The following is a 19,074-nucleotide window of genomic DNA, read 5'->3' on the forward strand; positions in this document are numbered from 1 at the left end:
CAACTCTCAGTAAACTGCCATCTTTTCCGAATCCTTCTTTCCGAGGTTTATGCATGACAATCAGTCCTTTTGCGGGCAAGCCGGCGCCAGCCCAGTTGCTGGTGGATATCCCGCGACTGGTCACGGCCTACTATACCGGCCAGCCTGATGCAGCAATCTCCACCCAGCGCGTGGCATTCGGTACGTCCGGGCACCGTGGCAGCTCGTTCGAACTGAGCTTCAACGAGTGGCATGTGCTCGCCATCAGCCAGGCGATCTGCCTGTATCGCGAAGCCCAGGGCATCAACGGCCCGCTGTTTGTCGGCCTGGACACCCATGCGTTGTCGACGCCTGCCGGTGCCAGCGCCCTGGAAGTGCTGGCCGCCAACGGCGTGCACGTGATGCTCGCCGAAGGCGATGAATACACACCGACCCCAGCGATTTCCCACGCGATCATCTGCTACAACCGTGGTCGAACCAGCGGTTTGGCTGACGGCATCGTCATCACGCCGTCGCATAACCCGCCGCAGAGTGGCGGCTACAAGTACAACCCACCCAATGGCGGCCCGGCCGATACCCACGTGACCAAGTGGATCGAAGCCAAGGCCAATGAACTGCTGGCGAACAAACTGGCCGGGGTCAAGCGCATCACTCACGCGCAGGCGCTCAAGGCCGACACCACCCATCGCCACGATTACCTCAACAGCTATGTGGCCGACCTGGTCAACGTGATCGACATGGACGCCATCCGCAGCGCCGACCTGCGCCTGGGCGTGGATCCGCTCGGTGGAGCAGGGGTGCGCTACTGGTCGGCGATTGCCGAGCACTACCGCTTGAACCTGGACGTAGTGAACACCGAAGTCGACGCGACTTTCCGCTTCATGAGCGTCGACTGGGACGGCCAGATCCGCATGGACCCATCCTCCAGCTACGCCATGCAGGGCCTGATCGGCCTCAAGGAACGGTTCGACGTGGCCTTCGCCTGCGACCCGGACCATGACCGTCACGGTATCGTCACGCCGTCCGGCGGCCTGCTGGCGCCGAACAACTACCTGGCGGTGTCCATCGACTACCTGTTCCAGAACCGTCCGGACTGGCGCGTAGACGCGGCGGTGGGCAAGACCGTGGTCAGCAGCGGCTTGATCGACCGCGTGGCGTCCCGCATCGGCCGTCGCCTGTACGAAGTGCCGGTCGGCTTCAAGTGGTTTGCCGATGGCCTGTTCGAAGGCTCGCTGGGCTTTGGCGGCGAAGAAAGCGCCGGCGCCTCGTTCCTGCGCAAGGACGGCACGGTCTGGAGCACCGACAAGGATGGCCTGATCCCCGCACTTCTGGCAGCGGAAATGACCTCGCGCAAAGGCCAGGACCCGAGCCAGATCTACCGCGGCCTGACCGATGCCCTCGGCGAGCCGTTCGCGATTCGTGTAGACGCCAAGGCCACCCCGGCGCAGAAAGCCTTGCTGGGCAAGCTGTCGCCGGATCAGGTGACATCGACTGAATTGGCCGGGGAACGCATTCAGCAGATCCTCAGTCACGCACCGGGCAACAACCAGGCGATCGGCGGCTTGAAGGTGATGACCGAAAACGGCTGGTTTGCCGCGCGGCCATCGGGCACCGAGGATATCTACAAAATCTACGCCGAGAGCTTCATCGATGACGATCACCTCAAGCAGTTGGTCGAAGAGGCGCAGGTGTTGGTCGACGGCGCCATCTCCGGATAACGCCGTAATAACAATGTGGAAGGGGGCTTGCCCCCGATAGCGGTGTGTCAGTTTGCATCTCTTTTTCTGAAACACAGCCATCGGGGGCAAGCCCCCTCCCACAGTTGATCGAGGTCAGGCCAGGTCTACCAGGACGATTTCGCTGTCCTCGATCGCGGTTACCCGCAATACCTGTTCATTCTCTACAGCCACACCGTCTCGCGCTTGCGCACGCAGGCCATTGACTTCAATCACGCCCGTCGCCGGCACCAGGTACGCACGACGTCCGCTGTCCAACCGGTATTCAGCACTTTCCCCAGCTTTCAGGTTCGCTGCCACCAGCCGCGCATCCGCACGAATGTGCAGGCTCTCGTTGTCCCCGGCCTTACCGCTGGCCAGTGTCACAAACCCCTCGCGATCACCTTTCGGAAACGGTTTGGCGCCCCACGAAGGCGGCAAACCGGCTTGATTCGGAATAATCCAGATCTGGAAAATCTTGGTCGGCGCATCTTCCAGGTTGTACTCGCTGTGGGCGATGCCGGTGCCCGCGCTCATCACCTGTACATCGCCCGCCTCGGTACGGCCTTTATTGCCAAGGTTATCGGCATGGCTTATCGCACCTTCACGCACATAGGTGATGATCTCCATTTCGCGGTGCGGGTGCTGCGGGAAGCCGGTGCCGGGCGCAATGATGTCGTCGTTCCACACCCGCAGGTTGCCCCAGTGCATGCGGCTGGGGTCGTGGTACTCGGCGAACGAAAAGTGGTGATGGGCGTCAAGCCAGCCATGGTGGGCACCGCCCAGGGATTTGAAAGGTCGAAGTTCAAGCATGATCGTCTCCTGTAGATGGCCCTATGATCCTGCAGCCCATGATCGATAAAAAGCGTAAAAAATGCCTGATTCCTATCGATTTAATGGATTGGTTAGCGGCGTTTTGACTTTCACTTCATCGCCTAACTGCATGACCGCAAAGCAATTGGCTGGCACTGAACGTCGATTCCGGCGACCATGGCGCACTTGTCAGAACCCAGCTCATCGCAGGAGTCCGCGTGTCGCAACAAAAGCCTGATCTTCCTCCCGAACTGCGCCCCTTGGCCGAAATGCCGCTATTGAAACGCCTGGCCGCGCGCCTGTTTGGCCACGGCCTGACCCGCTTGCGCGCCCAGCACCGGTTTTCCTGGTTGCACGGACAGGCCGACGGTTTTCGCAGTGGGCACGAGGCGGGCGTGGAGTACGGTTACCGCGAAGGCAAGGCCGATGGCATCGAGGAAGGCCGGCAGGTCCTGTTGATTCGTGATTTCCGCCCGGATGAGCACCGTGCGCCGGGCGTGGACGATAGCCTGTTCGATGATTGGCGCCTGCCACTCACCGCCGAGTTGAAGAAGCGTATCAAGGCGGATGTCGCGCGATTGCTGCCGGCCCATGCCCAGCCCAGCGCGGCGCAGTGGAAGATGATTTTCAGCGATACGCCCTCAACGTCGGTGATTGCCGGGGCCGGCGCGGGTAAATCCACCTCGCTGGTGCTGCGTATCCTGCTGTTGACCCATTATCTGGGCTTTGAGCTGAGCTCTATGACGGTGGTGACCTTTACCCGGGAGTCGCGCAAAGACTTCATCAACAAGCTCATGGAAATTCTCAGCCTGTGGGGCCAACCCCTGGGTATGAAAGAAGCGCAGGCCGTGGTGCGCACCTTTCACTCGCGCATTCTGCCGATGGTGCGCAGCCTGCCGGGCTTTGAACGCCTGCAAGCGTTCGAAAACCTCAGCTCGGGTTTTGACGACGCCGACAGCAACCCCTTTGACTTGCGTATCAACGACGCCCAACGCCAGCAGATGAATGCCTGTTATCACCACCTGCACGGGCGGCACGCACGCTTTCGCGAGCTGATTGCGCCGCTGGCGCGCCATGGGCTGCAGCTCAAGGAGTTGGAGCGTGATCACCCTGACGTACAAAAACGCGTAGCGGTGACCGAACTGGCAGCCAAGCGTGATGAAGAACTCTGTGATGTGATCGAGGACCTGTGGTTCCGCGCCGGTGCCTGGCCGATCAAAGGCATCGAACCCAATCGCCAGACCGTGGAGATCAATGGCGCACGCTTTCATTGCCATGGCTATATCCCCGAGCTGGACGCCTGGGTGGTGCTGGGTTTCGATGCTCGGGAAAATGCCCAGCTCAGCCGGCCCAACGCGAAACTGTCAGTGCGCGCCGAGTGGGCGGTAAAGCGCACACTGTTTCAAGCTTTCTGTCGTAAGCCATTGATATGGCTCGATAGCTATGAGTCGTCCAAGCGCCTTTTGAGTAGCCTGGCGGGTGATGCCGCTGCCGGGCCAGGCTTCGATTACAAAGTCAAAGGCGAACTGGCGTCGGCGCCGTTGCTGGACAGTTTCGTGATGGCGGCCGGATTTATCGAGAACCTCGGGCTGGATGTGCCTACTGCGGTTGGGCAGATGAGTTTTGCCAAGGATGATCCAGACCGCTTCTTCTTCGAGGCCCTGAGCATTTTCTGGAAGGCCCTGGAAGATCACCTGCTGGACCAGTCGCCGCCGATCATGACCTACAACCGCATGTTTTCGCTGTTCGGCGAGAACACCCCGGAAAACCTCAAGCTGCTCAGCGATCCGTTGTTACGGCCGCTGTCGCACCTGATGATCGACGAGTTCCAGGATGTTTCGCCACAGATCGTCTCGTGGATCCGCGCAAGCCTGCGCGAGATCCGCAGCCGTGGCCCGGACATGCACGTCGGGCGCGGCGCCCAGCATTCATCACTGTTGTGTGTGGGGGATGACTGGCAGTCGATCTACGGCTGGCGTGGAAGTTCGCCCAAGTACTTCATGGAGTTCAACAAGGAGTTCCCGTCGCCGGCCACCACCCGAGTGATGCTGGGCGAGAACTACCGCAGTCACCAGCACATCATCGACGCGGCCGAGCACATCGTGCGTGCCGCACCGGCTATCCCCGGCAAGAAAGCCAAGGCCAGCGGAGCGCCCAAGGATCTGGTGCCGGTCAAGGTGCTGGAGCGCGACGACGCAGCATTGGGGCGGCAGTTGCTGGAGCATTACCAACGCGGTGAATCAGTGTTAATGCTTTATCGAAAAAGTAGCGATAAGTTATTGATTCAAGAGCATATTCAGTCTGCAGTTAATGTGGATTCTAGCTTGCCGCCTCCAGCGCGCAGGCTGAAACAATTGACCTACCACAGCGCCAAGGGGCTGCAGGCCGATGCGGTATTCCTGCTTGGGGATTGCCAGCATGTCACCCATTCCCCGTATAAGAACCAGGTGTACCGCATGGCGGGCCTGGGCAAGGACGGGGACAGCGAGCCGTATGACAACGCCCAGAAAGACGAGGTCTTGCGCCTGGCGTATGTGGGCATCACCCGGGCGGTGAGTCATTGCTACTGGTATGTGGAAAAACCCGAAGGCCAGGCAGTGAATGTGCCCAAGGCCTCAGAGCGGGTAGATGGCAAGAAAGCCTTCTTCGACGACCAACGCAATTAACGGATCGATGCCGTTCAAATGTGGGAGGGGGCTCGTCCGCTCCCACAGAAGATATGGGCCGTCTGAAGGATCGAGTTCAGGCCCGCAGGGACTGCGGCGGCACAAACGACTCCAACTCATCCTCCACCGCCTCGATGATCCGCTCCACATCGGCGGCATTCATCACCGTGGCGCAGGGGATGCCGGCGATGGCGATCAACGTCTCGCCGCTGGCCCGGTCGAACAGGCGGGCGATCATGCTGCCGGGCGCGTCCATGCTGCCCTCGAAGCCCATTGGATGGAAATGCCAGCGCATCAGCTGGCAGGCGTTGGGGAACGTCACTTTGTTCATGTTGCCCACCTTGTTCATTGAGCGCTTCCTTTAGCTCGCGGCAGGGGGCCATGACCTTCACTGGTCGTGGCGTTGTAGAGCTTAAAAATAGCATTCGTTCGTCACCACAAGGTGACTTTTTCGGCCCCGTTCGGCAGTTGTTTTCCATAAGGTTGATTTGGGTCATGTCCTGCTTGTGATTGGGCAATAGGCCATTAGTCAGAAGTGCCAATTGGCCATTGAAGCACCCGCAGAAATTCGGCAATCTCCAGGGTTTACCCGCCGCAGAGCCTTCCATGCCCGACATCGCTGCAGACGATGATTGCCAGCAATCCCACGCCACACGCGAGCTGGTGCTGCGCCACCACCTTTGCTGGCGCCACCGGGACCTGGAAGGCGTGATGTCCTACTACCACCCGGAAATCCAATACCACGACTTTTTCCAGAACCGTGTCATCGGTTTCGCCGGCTTGCGCGATTACCTGCAAGCCAGCATGCCCCGTGAGGCTGACGAAGCGATCGAGCACAGCGACCGTATCCGCGCCGACGGCGATACCGCGTTCATCCAGTACCGCATCACCTTGCGGGGCGGCCAGGGCCTGGTGTCGTTCCGCACCAGCGAAGCCATAACGGTGCGCGACGGGCTGATCTGGCGGGTCAACGAATACGCGTCGCTGGTGCATGAGCAGCCGGCCCAGGCCGCACGGCCCTCTGTCAGCCGCCTGGGCCTGTCGCCCCAGCAATTGGGGCACATGGCCAATGACCTGCAGCAGTATTTCGAACGCAAACAACCTTACCTGGACCCCGAGCTGGACCTGCAACGGGTGGCCAAGGAGTGCGGATACAGCCGCAATCAGATTTCCTACCTGCTGAACCAGGTGTTGGGACAAAGCTTCTATCGCTACGTCAACCAGGCAAGGCTCCAGCATTTACTGGCCGCGCTGGATCAGGCCCTGCCGCCGATAAAGGTCGATGACCTGGCGTTTGCCGCCGGTTTCAATTCGCTATCGGCATTCTATAGCGCGTTCCGCCAGCATACGGGCCAGACACCCAGGGCCTACTTGAACGCGCTTTGTGAGAGAAAGCTTGACGAGGGTGATCAGAAGGGAGGTGTTCGACCGACCAGCGAAAACTAGCTGTCACTGTCAAGCTTGACAGGTTTTTTTTCTGGAAATTAGTTGTGTAATGCTTGTGCATTCTTCACTTCTACCGGAGAACTATCATGTCCGAACTCAGAAAAATATTAGATGAACTCGAACAAAAACCTGAGGTCCGTCCCCAAGGTCATATGTTCGGAACCGTCACTATCGACGGTCAGGTCAGTCAGTTTACAGCCGATCACGTGTACGCACACGAACAGCTCGATACGCTACGTTTTTTCGGTCGCCAAACAGATGCTAATGATCCCGAGGCGTTTTCGGTTTTGCTAGTGCAACTCCAGCCCAGGACAATAACGTCTGGTACTTACAAGGTAGGAGGCCCCCACGTTGTGGACATCTCTTACTGGGATACGAAGACCGGAGTGGTACTCATCACAGATCAAGGAGAGGTAGCCCTCAACAGGTCCAATACGCTGGAGAGGCTCTTTGGAGTGATAGATATCCAAGGTAGTATCAATGGCGAATTGGCTCTTATCCGCGCCCAGTACGACATCCGCGGGTGGCACGTCAAATAGCCAATGCAGGGTGGGTTGGGTAATACCTATCTCTGAGATTTCCCTGCGTGCACGCGCACAAGACAATTTCCAACACCGCGCCCTAGCATTCCCTCTGTCGAAACAAGGTGGGGGAGTTAGGCATGCCGGCATGGCGCACTATCAGTTTATGGATGGACCAGTTGGACGACCCGCTGCAAGCGCGGCCGGCGCTGGAGCATGACCTGGACGTCAACGTGGCCATTATCGGCGCCGGTTACACCGGGCTGTGGACTGCGTACTATCTGAAGCGCCAGGCCCCTGAGCTTAAAATCGCCATTATCGAAGCGCAAACCGCCGGTTTCGGCGCCTCCGGTCGCAATGGCGGCTGGCTGATGGGCAATCTGCTGGGCGAAGATCGCTTGCTCGGCGGCCTGAATCCCGAGCAACGCCGTGCATCGTTTGACCTGCTGCACGCCATTCCCGACGAAGTGGCCCAAGTGCTGGCACGTGAAGGCATCGACTGCGACTACCGAAAGGGCGGCGTGCTGTACTGCGCCGCCCGTTACCCTGAGCAGGAAGGCAGCCTGCGCCGCTACCTGGAAAAACTCTACGCCCAGGGCCTGACCGAGGCCGACTACCGCTGGCTCGGCCCGCAGCAGCTGGCCGAACAGATCCGCATCGCCAAACCCTACGGCGGTATTTACGCCCCCCACGTCGCGACCGTCAACCCTGCCAAGCTGGTGCGCGGCCTGGCGCGGGTGGTCGAGAGCATGGGCGTGACAATCTACGAAAACAGCCCGGTCACCCACTGGCAGTCCGGCAGCCTGCGCACCGCAAAGGCCAGCGTGCGTGCCGCCTGGGTGGTGCCGGCGGTGGAAGGCTATGCCACCACCTTGCCGCCGCTGGGCCGCTACCAACTGCCGGTGCAAAGCCTGATTGTCGCCACCGAGCCATTGCCGGCCAGTACCTGGGATGAGATCGGCCTGAGCCATGGCCAGGCTTTTAGCGAAAGCAGTCGTCAGGTCACCTACGGCCAGCGTACAGCGGACAACCGCCTGGTGTTCGGTGCGCGCGGCGGTTATCAGTTTGCCGGGAAGCTGCGCCATGACTTCGATTTGACCGACAGCGAAGTCGAGCTGCGTCGCTACCTGTTTGGTGAGCTGTTCCCACAGCTCAAGAGCGTGAGGATCAGCCATTCCTGGGGCGGCAACCTGGGCATGTCGCGCAATTTCCGGCCGCACATGCTCTGCGATCACAAGACCGGCATCGCGCTGTCCGGCGGTTACGGCGGGGAGGGCGTTGGCGCGACCAACCTGGGCGGCCGCACCCTGGCCGACCTGATCCTGGGGCGCGGCACCCCGTTGACCCATCAACCCTGGGTCATCCGCGAACGCGGCCTCGAGGCACTCAAGCCCTGGGAGCCCGAGCCCTGCCGCTGGCTGGGTTACAACGCGATCATTCGCAGTTTTGTCCATGAAGACCAGGTACTGGCCAACCCCAATACCGCGCCTTGGCGTCGCAAGCTGGCGACCGGCGTGGCCGGGTTCATGGAAGGTTTCATGCACTAAGTCGTTTCATCAATACGGGAAAGCCCATGAGCATCACTCAATTCAAAGACACGCTGAACGCCTCCCTGCCGGACTCGTCGCCCGTCGCCGTGCCCTTGGGCGAACCCATCGCCGTTGCGTCGACACTGAGCGTGGAGCGCGACGACGGCGTCGAGACCGGCATCTGGGAGTGCACCCCCGGGCGCTGGCGTCGACAGATCACATCCCAGGAGTTCTGCCACTTTGTCCAGGGCCGCTGCACCTTCACCCCGGACAACGGTGAAGTCGTTCATATACAAGCCGGTGATGCACTGATGTTGCCGGCCAACAGCACCGGTATCTGGGATATCCAGGAGACCGTGCGCAAGACCTATGTATTGATCCTGTAACGCTTTGATCCTTGATCGCCTGCCATAAAAACAGCCCTAAAACCGCCAGGAAATCGAACCATGAAAGCCATTGCCCTGTTGCCCTTGATGTTGGTGGCCTCTATCAGCCAGGCCGCCGAGACGGTGAAAATCTACAACTGGTCGGACTACATTGCGCCGGACACCACCAAGAACTTCCAGAAAGAAACCGGTATCGGTTTCACCTATGACGTGTACGACAGCAATGAAACCCTCGACGGCAAGTTGATGACCGGTAAATCCGGCTACGACGTGGTGTTCCCGTCCAACCATTTCATGGCCCGGCAGATCCAGGGCGGGGCGCTGAAAAAGCTCGACAAGAGCCAGTTGCCCAACTGGAAAAACCTCAACCCGGTGCTGCTCAAGGCCCTGGAAAACAACGACCCGGGCAATGCCCATGGTTTCCCGTACCTGTGGGGCAGCACCGGCATCGGCTACAACATCGACAAGGTCAAGGCGGTACTGGGCGACAATGCGCCGGTGGATTCCTGGGACCTGATCTTCAAGCCGGAAAACATGGCCAAGCTGCAGAAGTGCGGGGTGGCGATCCTCGACAACGGCCCGGAACTGCTACCGGCTGCGCTGAACTACCTGGGCTTGCCGCACCACAGCAAGAAGCCTGAGGACTACAAAAAAGCCGAAGATCTGTTGATGAAAGTGCGACCGTATGTGGCGTACTTCCACTCCTCGAAATACACCGCCGACCTGGCCAATGGCGACATCTGCGTGGCCGTCGGCTTCTCCGGCGACATCCTGCAAGCCGAAAGCCGCGCCAAGGAAGCCAAGAACGGCGTGAACATCGGCTACAACATCCCCAAGGAAGGCGCCGCCATCTGGTTCGACATGGTCGCGATGCCCGCCGACGCGCCGGATGAAAAAGCTGGTTATGCGTTCATGAACTACCTGCTGCGCCCGGAAGTAATGGCCGGCATCACCAACTACGTGCATTACGCCAATGGCAACCAGGCCGCCGACAGCCTGGTGGACCCGGCGATCAAGGCGGATACCAAGGTGTACCCGAGCCCGGCAATGATGGGCAAGTTGTTCGCGCTGGAAGCGATGCCGCTGAATATCGACCGGGTGCGTACGCGGGTGTGGAACACCGTCCGTACCGGCCGCTGAAGGGCGGGGCGGTGAGCGGCCCACGCACAGCTCAGGGATTTTCCAGATCATGCCCCAACGACTGGATAAACAACGAAAACAGCTCCGGTTGTGACGAGATATCCAGCTTGGCGTACAAGTGTCGACGGTGCACCTTCACCGTGTCCGGCGAGATGTTCAGGCGCTCGGCCATGGCCTTGGACGAGAACCCGCGCAGCACCAGGCGGGCGATTTCCAGTTCGCGGTCCGAGAGCACCCCGCAGCCGAACTGACTCAGCGCATCCCGGATCTGGCTGTCCATCGCCGGGGCGCGCTGGGTGCTTTGCTGCCAATGCTGTTGCATCAGCGGCAACACCCAGGCCGCTACGGTGGTCATCAACCCGGTCTCCTCAAAGCTGAAGCGCCGCTGCATGCCCAACGACAGCGATAACGTGCCGGCGCCCGGCAGTTGCAGGATGAATTGCACCTCGTCTTCCAGCACGTTGTCGTGGAAGTAATTGAGGAAGTACTCACTCTGGCGAAAATGATCCGGCGCCACTTCCTCCAGGCGGTACACCCCGCTGGCATACCCCTCGCGACAGGCCTGGAAGAACGGGTCGAGCAAATACAAGCCATTGAGGTACGCCAGCATCGACGCCGGTTTACTGCTGGGCTGGGCGTCGTATTCTTCCAGGGCCAGTGGCGGGCCCTCCAAGGGGTAGAAGATCGCCAGGGCGTTATCGAAGGGCAGGCATTGGTGCAGCAACAGCACCAACTGCTTCCAGAAACGCTCGGTGCCGATGTGCGCAACGGTGCGGCCCAGGCCGGCGTGCATCCCCACCTCGCGAAACAGGCTCATGTGACAGGCTCCCGCCGGCAAAAAGATCGGCCAAGGGTTCGGCTTTTGCCGGGTGGCGTCAAGGGGAGTACGCCAATAGGGGAATTGGCTGACCTGCCCTCAGGCTTTAACGTCGGCATCATTCAGCGGGAAACATATCCCGTGACTTATCAGATTTTTCGTTTCTGCCTCATACCAAGAACAACGACAGAGGATAACGATATGAGCACTTCCCCCACGCCCGAAGGCGTGCTGAAACCCACCTTGAGTGTGTTCGATGTGGTCGCCATTACCGTATCAGCGGTGACGCCGGCCAGTTCCGTGTTTGTGATCGCACCGTTTGCCATCCAGCAGGCCGGCAGCGGGGTGTTCCTGGCGTTTGTGATGGCCGGTCTGCTCGCGCTGATGTTTGCCTTTTGCTACGCCGAACTGGGCCGTGCCCACAACAGCGCCGGTGGCGAGTATGTGTACGCCAAGCGTGTGTTCGGCGGCATGGCGGGTTATGCGACGTTCCTGACCGTGCTGGTGATGTTGCTGTTTATTCCACCGGTACTGGCTACGGGCGCGGCAACTTACCTGAATAACGCCCTGGGCACGAAGTTTGATTCGCAGACTGTGGCCCTGGTGATCGTGGTGTGCAGCTACGCCCTGGGCATCCTCAATATCAAGCTCAATGCCTGGATCACTGGCACCTGCCTGTTGCTGGAAGTCGCAGCGCTGCTGGTGATCGTGGTGATCGGCTTTGGCAACCCGGTACAACCGGCCAGCGTGCTGTTCCAGCCGCAGATCGTCGAAAACGGCGTGTTGCACCTGGCGCCCTGGGCCCTGGTGATCGGCGCGGTGGGTATCGGCCTGTTTTCCTACAACGGCTACGGCCCGGCGGTGTTGCTCGCCGAAGACATGAAATGCGGCGGCAAAGGCGTGCACAAGGCGGTGCTGTGGTCCCTTGGCCTGGTGGTGGTCATCGAACTGGTGCCAATCACCGCACTGTTGATCGGCGCGCCGTCCCTGAGCGCGATGATCAGCAGCCCTGACCCCATCGGCTACCTGCTGACCAGCCACGGCAATGAAACCCTGTCACGCCTGGTCAGTGCCGGGATCTTCCTGTCGGTGTTCAATGCGATCGTCGCCATCGTGATCCAGATCGGCCGCGTGGTGTTCAGCAGCGGGCGCGATGCGCTGTGGACGCCGGGCATCAATAAACTGTTCACACGCATTCACCCGCGCTGGGATTCGCCGTGGTTGGCGACGCTGTTCCTGGCGATCCCTTCGGCGCTGCTGAGTTTCAGCTCCAACCTGGCCGACCTGACCTCGTTCAGCGTATTGCTGATCATGCTGGTGTACCTGGTGGTGGCGTTGAGCGCGTTGATGAGCCGCGTGCTGCTGCGTGACCGCGAGCATCCCTACCGCATGCCGCTGTGGCCGCTGCCGGCGTTGGTGGCAGTGCTGGGCGCGGGCTATCTGTTAATGACCTTGATCGTGGCGGCCTCGGTCCGCGACATCATGATCATCCTCGGCCTGCTGGCCCTGTCGGTGATCCTGTATTGCATCAGTGGCCGGTTGAGTCCGGTCTTCCAGAAATTGTAAGGAGTGGTTATGCGCGCACGTCAATTGGGCATCACGTTAGGGCTGGGCACGCCCGGTGAGTGGAACGCCATCACCGACGTGCCGGGGGTGAGGGTCGGGCACAGCACGCTCAAGACCCGCATCGATGGCAAGCAGGTGCGCACCGGCGTCAGTGTGATCCAGCCGCGCGCGGGAGAAGCACGCCTGCAACCGTGCTTTGCCGGGTACCACGTGCTCAATGGCAATGGTGACGCCACCGGCCTCGAGTGGGTCAGCGAAGCGGGGCTGTTGACCACGCCGCTGGCGATCACCAACACCCACAGCATCGGCATCGTGCGCGACAGCCTGATTGCCCTGGAACGCGAACGCCTGGCCGACCCGGCAGTGTATTGGTGCATGCCGGTGGTGATGGAAACCTATGACGGCCTGCTCAACGACATCTGGGGCCAGCACGTGGGGCCGGAGCATGTGCGTGAAGCGGTGGACAATGCCGAAACCGGCCCGGTACAGGAGGGCGCGGTCGGCGGAGGCACCGGGATGATCTGCCACGAGTTCAAGGGTGGCATCGGCACATCCTCGCGGTGCCTGCCGGCGGAGCAGGGCGGCTGGACCGTCGGCGTGCTGGTGCAGGCCAACCATGGCAAGCGCCAGGAACTGCGGGTGGATGGCTACCCGGTGGGGCGCAGCCTGATGGACATTGCGTCGCCGTTCGCCGAGCAAGGCACGCCGGGCATGGGTTCGATTGTGGTGATCATCGCCACAGATGCGCCGTTGCTGCCGCACCAATGCCAGCGCCTGGCACAACGTGCATCCATCGGCATCGCCCGCACCGGCGGCGGCACCGAGGACTCCAGCGGCGATCTGTTCCTGGCGTTTGCCACGGGTAACCAGGACTTGCCGCCGGCCGATTACGGGCGCAAGGGCCTGCCGTTCAGCAGTGCATTGCAGATGGTCAACAATGACCATATTTCGCCGCTGTTCAGCGCGGCGGCGGAGGCCGTGGAGGAGGCAATCATCAATGCGATGCTGGCCGGAGAGGACATGCTCACCGATCAAGGCGTGCGCGTGCCGGGCCTGGACGCCGACACGCTGTTGGCGGCATTGCACCACACCGGCTGGAGTGTGTCCCTGAAATAGGGGGCACACTTAATGGTGACTGTAAGTAGTGGCTGTTTAATGTTGCCAATGGCACCGTGGCAATATATTGGATCCATTAATAGCGAATGCCGCTCAACTTGAGCGGCATTAGTGCTATTTAATATTTAAATACCGGCGCGGTGTTTTTGTCGGACAACATCGGTACTGCCCAATAAACATGGAGCGGAACTTATCCGGGGTGTTTGCCTGCCGATTTTTAGTGCAGGAAAAGATGTAGACGAAAGATTTGAAGTTGTGTCAGTTTTCTTACGCCTTCAAAAGAGGCGAGTGATAGGACGATCTCGCCCGCGGGGTTCCTATCGATCAAAGACTGATGCACTTGCAAACAAGGAAGTACGTTTATGTCAAAAGTAAAAGACAAGGCTATCGTGTCGGCGGCGCAAGCCAGCACCGCTTACTCGCAAATCGATAGCTTCAGCCATTTGTACGACCGTGGCGGCAACCTCACGATCAATGGCAAACCCTCCTATTCCGTTGACCAGGCGGCCACCCAGCTGCTGCGCGACGGCGCCGCGTACCGGGACTTTGACGGCAACGGCAAGATCGACCTGACCTACACCTTCCTGACCTCGGCCTCCTCGAGCACCATGAACAAACATGGCATCGCGGGCTTCAGCCAGTTCAATGCCCAGCAGAAAGCACAGGCCGTACTGGCCATGCAATCCTGGGCGGACGTGGCCAACGTCACCTTCACCGAGAAAGCCACCGGCGGTGACGGCCACATGACCTTCGGCAACTACAGCAGCGGCCAGGACGGCGCGGCAGCCTTCGCCTACCTGCCCGGCACCGGCGCAGGCTACGACGGCACCTCGTGGTACCTGACCAACAACAGCTACACCCCGAACAAGACCCCGGACCTGAACAACTACGGCCGGCAGACCCTCACTCACGAAATCGGCCATACCCTGGGCCTGGCCCACCCTGGCGACTACAACGCCGGGAACGGCAACCCGACCTACAACGACGCGACCTATGGACAGGACACGCGCGGCTACAGCCTGATGAGCTACTGGAGCGAGAGCAACACCAACCAGAACTTCAGCAAGGGTGGGGTCGAGGCTTACGCGTCCGCTCCGCTGATCGACGACATCGCGGCGATCCAGAAGCTCTACGGCGCCAACTACAACACCCGTGCCGGCGACACCACCTACGGCTTCAACTCCAACACCGGGCGTGACTTCTACAGCGCCACCTCCAATGCCGACAAGCTGGTGTTCTCGGTGTGGGACGGCGGTGGCAACGACACCCTGGACTTCTCCGGCTTCACCCAGAACCAGAAGATCAACCTCAATGAAGCGTCGTTCTCCGACGTGGGCGGCCTGGTGGGCAACGTGTCCATCGCCAAGGGCGTGACCGTCGAGAACGCTTTCGGCGGTGCCGGCAACGATTTGATCATCGGCAATAACGCGGCCAACGTGATCAAGGGCGGTGCCGGCAACGACCTCATCTACGGTGGCGGCGGGGCGGACCAATTGTGGGGCGGTGCGGGCAACGACACCTTTGTGTTCGGTGCCAGCTCCGATTCCAGGCCGGGCGCGGCGGACAAGATCTTTGACTTTACCTCCGGTTCCGACAAGATCGACCTGTCCGGCATCACCAAGGGCGCAGGCCTGACCTTCGTCAATGCCTTTACCGGGCATGCCGGCGATGCAGTCCTCACCTACGCCGCAGGTACCAACCTGGGCACCCTGGCTGTGGACTTCTCCGGGCACGGCGTGGCGGACTTCCTCGTCACCACCGTCGGCCAGGCTGCGGTCAGCGACATCGTAGCGTGATGCACGGGCGCGGCGCTTCGGCGCCGCGCCTTACGGATGGAGCATGAAGATGCGGCGTATGTTTAATGTGATCGCCTGCGTGTTGCAGGTGATGTTCGTGTCGGCAGGAGCCCACGCAATGGCGAGCAGTCTCGTATTACCTACCTCCGCCCAGTTGGCCGGGCATTGGCAGTTGCACCAGCAGGACCAGGTCTGCGCGCTGGACCTGCTGGAACAGGCCAATGCCTTGGGCGGCGATGTGGCGTGTGTCGCAAACTGGTTGGGCGACAAGCCCCTGACCTGGACGCCAACACCCGACGGTATCTGGCTGATGAACGCCGAAGGCAGTGGTATTACTCACCTCAACCGACAGAAGGAAGGTGAATATAAAGGCCGCACGCCGACGGGCCTTGAAGTTGTACTGCAACGCGCACCTTAGTTGCCGTTATAAGTAAATAACTTGATTTCATTAGTTGACCGCTTCGTTCGCCGGGGCTGGGGCAACTATTGCGCGTAATTTGGTTCAAGGAAGATCAGACACCATGGCAAAGTCCCATGCCGCCGCGCCGTTGTTCAAGGCGCTGGGTGAGTACAAGAGTATTTTGATCAGCATTGGCTGTTTCACGGCGTTGATCAACCTGCTGATGCTGGTGCCGTCGATTTATATGCTGCAAGTGTATGACCGCGTGCTGTCCTCCCAGAATGAAACCACCCTGGTGATGCTGACGCTGATGGTCGTGGGCTTCTTTGCGTTTATTGGCCTGCTGGAGGTGATCCGCAGTTTTATCGTGATCCGCATCGGCAGCCAACTGGAGCGGCGTTTCAACTTGCGCGTGTACAAGGCTGCATTCGAACGCAACCTGCAACGCGGCCAGGGGCATGCCGGGCAGTCCCTGGGCGATTTGACCCATATTCGCCAATTCATCACCGGGCCGGCGCTGTTCGCGTTTTTTGATGCGCCGTGGTTTCCCATCTACCTGTTTGTGATTTTCCTGTTCAACGTGTGGCTTGGTGTATTGGCCACGGCCGGCGCCGTGCTGCTGATCGGCCTGGCGTGCCTGAATGAATACCTGACCAAAAAGCCCTTGGGCGAAGCCAGTGGTTACTCCCAGCAATCCACGCAACTGGCCACCAGCCACCTGCACAATGCCGAGACCATCCAGGCCATGGGCATGCTCGGCGCACTGCGCAGCCGTTGGTTCGCGTTGCATTCGCAGTTTCTTGGCTTGCAGAACAAGGCCAGTGATACCGGCTCGGTGATCACCTCCCTGAGCAAATCCCTGCGCCTGTGCCTGCAATCGCTGGTGCTCGGCCTGGGGGCATTGCTGGTGATCAAGGGCGATATGACCGCCGGGATGATGATCGCCGGCTCCATCCTGATGGGCCGGGTGCTCAGCCCCATCGACCAGTTGATCGCGGTGTGGAAGCAATGGAGTTCGGCCAAGCTGGCCTATCAGCGCCTGGATGACTTGCTGCGCGAGTTCCCCCCGGAGGTCGAGCAGATGAAGCTGCCGGCGCCCAAGGGCCAGGTCAGCTTCGAACAGGTCAGCGCCGGCCCGCCCGGGCGGCGTCTGGCGACCTTGCACCAGGTCAGCTTCAATCTGGGCGCTGGCGAAGTGCTCGGTGTGCTCGGGGCGTCGGGCTCCGGCAAATCCACCCTGGCCCGTGTGCTGGTGGGCGTATGGCCGACACTGGCTGGCACCGTGCGCCTGGATGGCGCCGACATCCATCGCTGGGACCGCGACGACCTGGGCCCGCACATCGGCTACCTGCCCCAGGACATCGAGTTGTTCAGCGGCAGCATCGCCGACAACATCGCACGCTTTCGCGAGGCCGACCCCGAGCAGGTGGTGCGGGCCGCACAGCAGGCCGGTGTACATGAACTGATACTGCGTTTGCCCCAGGGCTACGACACCGTGCTGGGCGACAACGGCGGCGGCCTGTCCGGCGGCCAGAAGCAACGGGTGGCCCTGGCCCGCGCCCTGTACGGCGGGCCGCGCCTGATCGTGCTGGATGAGCCCAACTCCAACCTCGACACCGTGGGCGAAGCCGCCCTGGCCAGCGCCATCGTGCAGATGAAAGCCCAGGGCAGCAGCGTGGTGCTGGTGACCCATCGTTCGTCGGCGCTGGCCCAGGCCGACAAGTTGCTGGTGCTCAGCGACGGTCATTTGCAAGCGTTCGGGCCGAGCCAGGAGGTGTTGCGCGCATTGTCCGGCCAGCAGGAAACGCCCAAGGAGAAACCGGGCGTGAGTTTCAGTCGTCAGTACCAGGCCGCAAGGAATCCAGGCGCATGAGCAGCATCACAGTTGAACCACGCTTCAAAGAGCACGACGCCAGGTTTTTCACGCGTATGGGATGGTTGCTGACCGTGGTCGGCGCCGGCGGGTTTTTCCTGTGGGCCAGCCTGGCACCACTGGACCAGGGCATCCCGGTACAGGGCACGGTGGTGGTGTCGGGCAAGCGCAAGGCCGTGCAAACCCTCAGCCCGGGCGTCGTCAGCCGGATCCTGGTGAAGGAGGGCGAGCTTGTAAAACAAGGCCAGCCGCTGTTCCGCCTTGACCAGACCCAGCATCAGGCCGATGTGCAATCCCTGCAAGCCCAGTACCGCATGGCCTGGGCCAGCGTGGCGCGCTGGCAGAGCGAGCGCGACAACCTCGCCGGCATCCGCTTTCCCGTCGAACTCAGTGCCGATCCCGACCCCGCCCTGGCGTTGGTGCTGGAAGGCCAGCGCCAGTTGTTCAGCAGTCGCCGCGAAGCTTTTGCCCGCGAGCAGGCCGGCATCCGCGCCAATATCGAGGGCGCCACCGCACAGCTGGGCGGTATGCGCCGTGCGCGCACTGACCTGACCGCCCAGGCCCAGTCCCTGCGCGATCAACTGAGCAACCTGCAACCCCTGGCCGACAACGGCTACATCCCGCGCAACCGCTTGATGGAGTACCAGCGGCAGTTGTCCCAGGTGCAACAGGACCTGGCGCAAAACACCGGCGAAAGTGGCCGTGTGGAGCAGGGCATTCTGGAGTCGCGCCTCAAGCTGCAACAACACAGTGAGGAATATCAAAAAGAGGTACGCAGCCAGTTGGCCGATGCGCAACTGCGCAGCCTGACCCTGGAGCAGCAACTCACCTCGGCCGGGTTCGACCTGCAGCACAGCGAAATCAACGCCCCGGCGGACGGCATTGCGGTCAATCTCAGCGTGCACACCGAGGGCGCCGTGGTTCGCGCCGGCGAAACCCTGCTCGAGATCGTGCCCCAGGGCACGCGCCTGGAAGTGGAAGGGCACCTGCCGGTACACCTGGTGGACAAGGTTGGCACGCACCTGCCGGTGGACATCCTGTTCACCGCCTTCAACCAGAGCCGCACGCCCCGGGTGCCGGGGGAGGTCAGCCTGATTTCCGCGGACCAGATGCTCGATGAAAAGACCGGTGCGCCTTACTACGTGCTGCGCACCACGGTCAGCGAAGCGGCCTTGGAAAAACTCCATGGGCTGGTGATCAAGCCGGGTATGCCCGCCGAGATGTTCGTGCGCACCGGCGAGCGCTCGTTGCTCAATTACCTGTTCAAGCCGTTGCTCGACCGCGCCGGCTCGGCGCTGACCGAGGAATGAA

General features: G+C 60.9%; 16 protein-coding genes. 13 read left to right on the forward strand and 3 right to left on the reverse strand.

Translation table 11 applies throughout. The annotated features are described in order from the left end of the window. The first annotated feature begins 53 nt into the window (after positions 1-53). Positions 54-1,697 (forward strand): phosphoglucomutase (alpha-D-glucose-1,6-bisphosphate-dependent), encoded by a 1,644-nt coding sequence (pgm, locus tag BMX59_RS07945; RefSeq protein WP_093120962.1) that lies wholly within the window; start codon positions 54-56, stop codon positions 1,695-1,697. Between the two features lie 114 nt (positions 1,698-1,811). Here the strand turns inward: pgm and BMX59_RS07950 are convergent, their stop codons facing one another. Then, the gene (locus BMX59_RS07950; RefSeq protein WP_093120963.1) at positions 1,812-2,507 is read right to left on the reverse strand and encodes a pirin family protein; all 696 of its coding nucleotides are present in this window, start codon (positions 2,505-2,507) and stop codon (positions 1,812-1,814) included. Between the two features lie 218 nt (positions 2,508-2,725). On the opposite strand from BMX59_RS07950, the gene BMX59_RS07955 reads away from it, so the two are divergent. Continuing rightward, a complete protein-coding gene (locus BMX59_RS07955; protein WP_093120964.1) occupies positions 2,726-5,173 on the forward strand; it encodes a UvrD-helicase domain-containing protein in 2,448 nt (815 codons plus the stop codon). Between the two features lie 76 nt (positions 5,174-5,249). On the opposite strand, the gene BMX59_RS07960 is transcribed toward BMX59_RS07955, so the two are convergent. Beyond that, complete coding sequence (locus BMX59_RS07960) at positions 5,250-5,522, reverse strand: DUF1652 domain-containing protein (protein ID WP_058425948.1); 273 nt, start codon at positions 5,520-5,522, stop codon at positions 5,250-5,252. A gap of 257 nt (positions 5,523-5,779) precedes the next feature. Between BMX59_RS07960 and BMX59_RS07965 the strand changes: the two genes are divergently transcribed. The 5 genes from BMX59_RS07965 to BMX59_RS07985 all read left to right on the forward strand — a co-directional run bounded on the left by BMX59_RS07965 (position 5,780) and on the right by BMX59_RS07985 (position 10,195). After that, positions 5,780-6,619, forward strand: coding sequence for a helix-turn-helix transcriptional regulator (locus BMX59_RS07965; protein ID WP_256572940.1), 840 nt, complete (start codon positions 5,780-5,782; stop codon positions 6,617-6,619). Positions 6,620-6,705: 86 nt separating this feature from the next. Then, positions 6,706-7,158, forward strand: coding sequence for a hypothetical protein (locus BMX59_RS07970; RefSeq protein WP_071488368.1), 453 nt, complete (start codon positions 6,706-6,708; stop codon positions 7,156-7,158). A 122-nt stretch (positions 7,159-7,280) separates the two neighbouring features. Beyond that, complete coding sequence (locus tag BMX59_RS07975) at positions 7,281-8,687, forward strand: NAD(P)/FAD-dependent oxidoreductase (RefSeq protein WP_093120965.1); 1,407 nt, start codon at positions 7,281-7,283, stop codon at positions 8,685-8,687. Between the two features lie 26 nt (positions 8,688-8,713). Beyond that, positions 8,714-9,055 carry a cupin domain-containing protein gene (locus BMX59_RS07980; protein WP_092243414.1) on the forward strand — a complete coding sequence of 114 codons (342 nt, stop codon included), beginning with the start codon at positions 8,714-8,716 and terminating at the stop codon, positions 9,053-9,055. Positions 9,056-9,115: 60 nt separating this feature from the next. Then, positions 9,116-10,195 carry a polyamine ABC transporter substrate-binding protein gene (locus BMX59_RS07985; RefSeq protein WP_092243420.1) on the forward strand — a complete coding sequence of 360 codons (1,080 nt, stop codon included), beginning with the start codon at positions 9,116-9,118 and terminating at the stop codon, positions 10,193-10,195. A gap of 31 nt (positions 10,196-10,226) precedes the next feature. On the opposite strand, the gene BMX59_RS07990 is transcribed toward BMX59_RS07985, so the two are convergent. After that, positions 10,227-11,012, reverse strand: coding sequence for a helix-turn-helix transcriptional regulator (locus BMX59_RS07990; RefSeq protein WP_092243423.1), 786 nt, complete (start codon positions 11,010-11,012; stop codon positions 10,227-10,229). Between the two features lie 201 nt (positions 11,013-11,213). Between BMX59_RS07990 and BMX59_RS07995 the strand changes: the two genes are divergently transcribed. From BMX59_RS07995 to BMX59_RS08020, 6 genes are all read left to right on the forward strand, one after another. Further along, positions 11,214-12,578, forward strand: coding sequence for an APC family permease (locus BMX59_RS07995; protein WP_071488363.1), 1,365 nt, complete (start codon positions 11,214-11,216; stop codon positions 12,576-12,578). A 9-nt stretch (positions 12,579-12,587) separates the two neighbouring features. Further along, entirely contained in the window at positions 12,588-13,694 is a 1,107-nt protein-coding gene (locus BMX59_RS08000) for a DmpA family aminopeptidase (RefSeq protein ID WP_093120966.1), read from the forward strand. Between the two features lie 362 nt (positions 13,695-14,056). Continuing rightward, on the forward strand, positions 14,057-15,490 hold the full coding sequence (locus tag BMX59_RS08005) for a serralysin family metalloprotease (RefSeq protein WP_071488361.1): 1,434 nt from the start codon (positions 14,057-14,059) through the stop codon (positions 15,488-15,490). 43 nt (positions 15,491-15,533) lie between these two features. Then, entirely contained in the window at positions 15,534-15,908 is a 375-nt protein-coding gene (locus BMX59_RS08010) for a protease inhibitor Inh/omp19 family protein (protein ID WP_092243428.1), read from the forward strand. Between the two features lie 103 nt (positions 15,909-16,011). Continuing rightward, complete coding sequence (locus BMX59_RS08015) at positions 16,012-17,763, forward strand: type I secretion system permease/ATPase (protein WP_093120967.1); 1,752 nt, start codon at positions 16,012-16,014, stop codon at positions 17,761-17,763. Further along, positions 17,760-19,073 (forward strand): HlyD family type I secretion periplasmic adaptor subunit, encoded by a 1,314-nt coding sequence (locus BMX59_RS08020; RefSeq protein ID WP_093120968.1) that lies wholly within the window; start codon positions 17,760-17,762, stop codon positions 19,071-19,073. The genes BMX59_RS08015 and BMX59_RS08020 overlap by 4 nt, the downstream gene beginning before the upstream one ends. Position 19,074 lies beyond the last annotated feature (1 nt).

The sequence above is a fragment of the Pseudomonas sp. NFR09 genome (assembly GCF_900111535.1).
Taxonomy (GTDB): domain Bacteria; phylum Pseudomonadota; class Gammaproteobacteria; order Pseudomonadales; family Pseudomonadaceae; genus Aquipseudomonas; species Aquipseudomonas extremorientalis.